This window comes from Mobilitalea sibirica (assembly GCF_015999265.1).
GTDB classification, from domain to species: Bacteria; Bacillota; Clostridia; order Lachnospirales; family Lachnospiraceae; genus Mobilitalea; species Mobilitalea sibirica.
Window position 1 is genome coordinate 183,200 of sequence record NZ_JAEAGR010000006.1, and the last position, 6,471, is coordinate 189,670.

Annotated in this window: 4 protein-coding genes; 1 reads left to right on the forward strand and 3 read right to left on the reverse strand. The window is 36.7% G+C overall.

Translation table 11 applies throughout. From position 1 onward, the window contains the following. Positions 1-16: 16 nt before the first annotated feature. From I5677_RS08085 to I5677_RS08095, 3 genes are all read right to left on the reverse strand, one after another. Positions 17-1,999: an endonuclease MutS2 gene (locus tag I5677_RS08085; RefSeq protein ID WP_197661065.1), complete on the reverse strand. Its 1,983-nt coding sequence runs from the start codon at positions 1,997-1,999 to the stop codon at positions 17-19. Between the two features lie 594 nt (positions 2,000-2,593). Continuing rightward, the gene (locus I5677_RS08090; RefSeq protein WP_197661066.1) at positions 2,594-3,043 is read right to left on the reverse strand and encodes a winged helix-turn-helix transcriptional regulator; all 450 of its coding nucleotides are present in this window, start codon (positions 3,041-3,043) and stop codon (positions 2,594-2,596) included. Positions 3,044-3,191: 148 nt separating this feature from the next. Beyond that, complete coding sequence (locus I5677_RS08095) at positions 3,192-4,574, reverse strand: redoxin family protein (protein WP_197661067.1); 1,383 nt, start codon at positions 4,572-4,574, stop codon at positions 3,192-3,194. Positions 4,575-4,983: 409 nt separating this feature from the next. Between I5677_RS08095 and I5677_RS08100 the strand changes: the two genes are divergently transcribed. Then, complete coding sequence (locus tag I5677_RS08100) at positions 4,984-6,216, forward strand: endo-1,4-beta-xylanase (protein ID WP_197661068.1); 1,233 nt, start codon at positions 4,984-4,986, stop codon at positions 6,214-6,216. The last annotated feature ends 255 nt before the right edge of the window (positions 6,217-6,471 follow it).

Consider the following 6,471-nt stretch of genomic DNA (forward strand, 5'->3'; position numbering starts at 1 on the left):
ACAACCCATAATTTTATTAATTATAATGATTGGAGTCTTTCTCGTAAGTAATCTCTAGGTCCGGCTGGTAACCTTTTTCCATTTTACGTCTGGCTTTGCGGTTCGCCACGCTGTCAAAAACGATGGAAAAGTCATAATCCTCGGGATACATTTCGCTGGCAGATGCTTTTAATTGTATTCGTTTGTGATTAACCAATACCTTCTTTTTTTGTATCTGTACACCCACTTCGCCTTTTTCGTTAGCAGTTTCATAAACAATACCGATTTTTTTCTGCGGATATACCATTACGCTGTCTCCGATTTGAAATCGATTACAGCGGGTACCGGACTGCTTCTTTGGTTTCTCTTTCTCTATTCGATGGACTACAGTTGGTATAGGATAATCTGAATTTGATCCAACTTGTGTTAACTTCGAATCATCTTTCAGAATAAGTTCTAAGTTACTGTTCATGAGATTTTTTTGGCTGTTGCTTTCTTTACAATATGCCTCTTCATACGCCCGCTCAAGCATTCGATTAGGAAGGCCAAGTCGTTTTGCAATATATAGTGCACAGCTTTCTCCGGCTTCTCCGATTTCTAAACGGTAAAGAGGCTTTAAGCTTTCCCGGTCAAATGCCATTTTTGCATTTAACAGACCCTTTGTTTTATTGGCATATTCCTTTACTTCGGGATAATGGGTGGTAGCTACAAAAAGACATCCAATATTTATAAGCTCCTCTAAAATTGCGATTGCTATGCCCATCCCTTCAGCAGGATCCGTACCGGAGCCAAGTTCGTCCAGTAATACGAGACTTTCCGAAGAAGAGTGGGCCAAGATGTTGATAATATTTGTTATATGGGAGGAGAATGTGGATAGATTCTCTGTAATGCTTTGACCATCTCCTATATCACACAATACTAAATTATTCATACATAGATCAGCCCTCTCACAGGGAACATGTAAGCCGCTTTGAGCCATCAGTTGTAATAGACCAACCGTTTTTAGTGCTACTGTTTTTCCACCGGTATTAGGGCCGGTAATAACGATACCGGATATACCATCCCCAATCGAAAAGTTCAAGGGAACACATTCCAAAGGATTGATTAGAGGATGTTTTCCGTTTTTGATTTTGATATAACGGTTACTGTTTATAGTCGGTGTGGTAGCTTTCATATCAATACTTAACTTAGCTTTGGCAAAAATAAAATCCAATGCTTCCATGCATTCCATATTCAAACGTATTGATGCAGAATTCTCGGCAACCAAAGCTGTTAAGGTATATAGTATCTTTCGTACCTCATTACTTTCTTCAATTTCAAGAAGGGAACGCTCCTCCTCTATTTTCATCACACTGGTCGGCAGTATAAAATAAGTGGAACCGGTTGAAGATATATCAAGCACAGAGCCACTAACCTGATGCTTATATTCTTTCCTAACCGGAAGTACATAATGACCGTTTCGGGAGGATATATAGCTTTCATTAAACCATTCTTTTTTACTGCGGAGTAAGTTTTCCAGTTTCGTTTTGATGGTTTGGTTTGCCTGATCTATTTTTCTGCGGATATCTTTTAGTTCCTTTGTAGCAGTATCTTCAACGGAATTATTTCGGATGGATCGATCAATCTCACTACCTAGAGTGGATAATTCCTGAAACGATCCACCATACCCCGCAATTCCTATGTCCAATGATTCGGCTTTTTTAAGAAAGCGTTTCATTCTGGCGCAGGCATTTAAAAATAATCCGATATCAGTTAACTGCTCAGGCACTAGCATGGAACCCTTTTCAGAAAGTTCAAGATATTTTTCAAGGTCCTTCATGGAAGCCAGTGGAGGTGTTCCTATCTGGTTCAGAATTTTAACTGCTTCGCCGGTCTCGTTAATCTTTGTTTTTATATCCCTTTCGTTTAAATAAGGGCTTAAATCTAAAAGCTTTTGCTTTGTATGATCTGATATTGCATATTCACTTAGTTTTTCTAATATTTTATCAAACTCCAATGCTTTCATTGACTTTGTATTCATAATGGTCAACTCCTTTTTCATATAATAATTTGCTATTTGTACAATAAAAATCCCACAGGGAACCTACCCATACGATGGATTGTATATGCCCTGTGGGTTAAGCCTGATGTACATATAACAAAGTAAAACGATGTTATCATATTAAGGAAGAGTGCCACATTCGTATGCGAACACGGTAACGCTTTTGTTGTATCGGACACAGGTTCCAATACAACAAAAAAGACATAACAGATAAAACCTATTATGCCTAGCGATCATAAAATTGCACGATTAAAAAGGTGCAGTTTCCCTATATTATCAAACAGGCCTATGGGTATCTACTGTAAGGGTAGAAAGCAGGGTACAATAAAATATAAACCTTTTAATCGATCGATTCATGCATGCAAATAAAAGGTATACTTATAGCGTACCTGCTAATTCATTTAGTTAAGTGCTAGTTAGCACAAACCTCTTTTTTTACAGTTAATACCGACATAAACGCCGTCCTTTCATAACTTTTTCATTCATTAACATATGCATTTTAACATAGTGTGTGTTCAATGTCAAAAAATTGTTTAATAACATTCAACAAAACATTTGAAATAAATCATGGTTTTAGTTGGGAGCTGTTTTATTATTGTTCCCCGAAACACTGATTTCATTCCTATCAACCTTACGGTTGCAAGTGGGACAATAATATTGCAGTTCAATCTTGTTGCCGCAATCTGAATGTGTTAGTTGCTTATAGCATTTTTGTAAATTTTTCTCCCCCCATAGTATGATGCTATTAAATACATCGGAGAGATCCTCACCGCTTTTGGTCAGAATGTAACGGTATCTGGGAGGATGGGGTTGGTAAAGCTCAGAGACTATCAGGTTATCGGATTCCAAACTTTTTAAGCGGTTGGATAGTAAGTTACTGGGGATGCCCTCTAGATTATCCAATATTTCCTTAAAAGTATCATGTCCTTGCATCAATTGCCGAAGGATAAGAAGTGTCCATTTGTCTCCTATGATGTTCAAAGTCTGAGCGATGTTACAAGGTAAATTGTAATTGGTTTTCATCTCACCTGGCCTCCTTATAAGTATATTATATGTTGTATATCTACATAAGAGATGCCCCCGTCGCTTAGGACGGTGGGCATAATAAATCATTAAATCTATCATCGGCATATAACAACAATATTTTCATATATTCAAATATATTTCTATGTTATTCAGTGGCTTCTAATGTTTGATCTATGATATTAATCATCATGTCCTTAGATAACATACCCGGCACATACCCGAAGATGTTACCCTCTTTATCAATCATAAAAGTGGTTGGAAAGGCGGAAATAAAATAACTACGTAATAAATCCCCGGTTTCATCAAATACGGTAGGGAAGGTATACTCATTTTCCTCTAAAAATTCTGTTATTTGTTTTTTGCTTACATCACTATTATTCGGATACTCATCGCTGGCAGGGTTGGCAACACCAAGAATAATCACATCATCTTGATTTTTGTTATATTTATTATAAAGTTCTTCAATATCCGGCATTTCTTTTTTACATGGTGGGCACCAGGTTGCCCAGAAGTTTAAGAATACTACCTTTCCTTTATAATCTGAGAGGGTATGCTCGTTTCCATATTGATCGACCAGTGTAAAATCAAAAGCAGGGGTCTTAGAGGAATTTTGTTGTGTATTTTCATCTTCGCCATCAGTGTTATTATCGTTCTTTTCTTCCGAAAGTGTCTCCTTCGGTTTTGTATTCTCCTCTTTCAAAAGTGTATCCTTCGGTTTCGTAGTTTCATCTTCTTCATTCTCTGATATGATATCATCAGGTTCCTTTGTCATTTCTTCGGTTGCTATCGGGGGAGCAAAGGAATTCAAATATCTTGAAATACCGTTCATCCAGCCGGTGAAGGTCATAATACCGATTAAAATTAATAAAAGACCTCCTACTTTTACAGTGTATTTTAGAATGTTTTGTCGTTTTTTAAGGAAATTAAGCACCTGCGTGGTAAACAGCCCCAAAAGTAAGAAAGGAATAATAAATCCTAACGTATAAATTAATACCAGGAAATTACCTAAAAGGGAACTTTGCGCTCCTGCAGCTAATATAAGTACGGAGGAAAGGGCGGGTCCTACACAGGGAGTCCAGGCAAAGCTGAAGGTAAATCCCATTAAAAAAGCTGCAATCGGATTCATCTTAATATTCTTAAAATTAATCGGGAGCTTACGATCTCTTTGAAGAAATTTGAACTCTAAAAAGCCCAGTTGGATTAATCCCATCATAATAATCAGAATTCCTCCAATTCTGGTAAAAAGGATCTGATTGCTTTTAAAAAAGGAACCAAGAGCAGTAAAAGACATACCTAGGACAAAGAAAGCAAAGGATATTCCTAGAACAAAGAATACTGTGTGAAAGAATACTTTACTTCTTTTATAATAAATAGAGCCATCCTCTCCGGTCTGTTTTGCGTTCCCTGCCAGATAACTCATATAGATCGGGATAAGCGGTACGACACAAGGGGAAAAGAAAGATAAAACCCCTCCAAAAAATATAATGATAAAATTAATATTATTAGCAGATATAATAGTTTCGAACATAGGCAATCTCCTTAATTAGTAATGTTTGAAAGTAAATAAATCAATATATAGTGTAAAAATGATCAATGTAAAGGGGTTAGTAATCTTTATATTTTGGTACTGGATATTTTAGCATAGTGACTTTAAAAAGTCAACTTACTATATAATTTAAACTTGCTAAATTAACAAGTGTAAGAGCTTAATTATTTATATAGCTTATTATCAGGACGTGACATATATTCTTATCAGAATAGCTTTCTTTGAAGGCACTATCTTTAACTACTATCGATACATTTGTAGTAAGTTTTTCTTCATGTGTTATATGATATAATGCGGGAGGTCGCATTGACAAATAACACATTTTTCGGATAGACTGTTTGTATAGATTTAATGCATTTAGGGGGAAGCTTAAAACATAGGAGGTAGTCATATGAACTTAAATCAAAAGTATCAACATCGTATGAGCAGTAAGAGAATTAAGCTCGTTAGAGCAGACCAGACACCTTTAAGTAATAAGGAGGTACTTATTTCACAAAAGAAGCATAAATTTCTTTTTGGATGTGGAGCCTTCGACTCGATCCCCCTAATGAATGGAGAGTTCCAGGGTGAGGACCAAAAGTTCATGGAAGAACGTTTTGAGAAATGGCTGGCATTATTTAATGCTGCTACAATGCCATTTTATTGGGGGGGATTTGAACCGGAGAGGGGAAAGCCTAAAACAAAGCCGATGATGAAGGCAGTAGAATGGCTTAAAGAGAATGGAGTAGAAGTAAAAGGACATCCACTTTGTTGGCATACGAATACGGCTCCCTGGCTTTTAGATTTAAGTAATGAGGAAATTTTAAAGGTTCAGCTGGAACGGATTCACCGAGATGTAACTGACTTTAAAGGCAAGATTGATATGTGGGATGTTATTAATGAAGTTGTTATTATGCCCATATTTGATAAATACGATAACGGTATTACCCGTATCTGTAAGGATAAGGGAAGGATAGGTTTAATTCGTGAGGTATTCGCTGCTGCTAAGGAAGCCAATCCCAATGCAATTCTTCTATTAAATGATTTTAACACATCAATTTCTTACGAAATTTTAATTGACGGGTGTCTGGAAGCAGGAATACCGATTGATGTTATCGGAATTCAATCTCACCAGCATCAAGGTTACTGGGGCTTGGAAAAGACCCATGAAGTTCTGGAACGTTATTCGCACTTTGGCTTACCAATTCATTTTACAGAAAACACACTAATTTCGGGCTCCTTAATGCCACCTGAAATTGAGGATTTAAATGATTTCCAAGTAGAGGAATGGCCAACAACACCGGAAGGGGAAGAGAGACAGGCAAGAGAAGTAGTTCAGATGTATCAGACTTTATTTGAACATCCCAGTGTAGAAGCGATCACTACTTGGAATATAGTTGACGGAAAATGGTTGAAAGCTCCTGCCGGATTTTTGCGTAAGGATAATTCCAGCAAACCCGCCTATGATGAGCTGTTAAAGTTAATAAAACAAGAATGGTGGACAACGAAAAACCTAGTTACAGATGCAGAAGGATATATCAATGTTTCAGGTTTTAAAGGTGATTACGAAGTGATAACCGGAGACTGTAAAGGACAGTTTACACTTGATCGTAAAGATGAGACGGAAACCATAATAATCTTATAAAAGATGGATGCAAATTTATTGCGCATAAAATCCGATGACAAATATGTTTCGGTTATTTGAACATACTATGATGCATCCCTTTGTTTGTAATTTGAATTAATATAAGAGCCAAAGGCAGATATTATTATGGCTCATTGTCAAGTGTTGGGGTGTGATTCATTTGAATCATGCCCCAACACTGGTTTTAGAGCTATTTTTATGTTTATAGGTTCTATAAGGTGTTTTAGGGTGCACTTAATAAGCCTACCACTATTT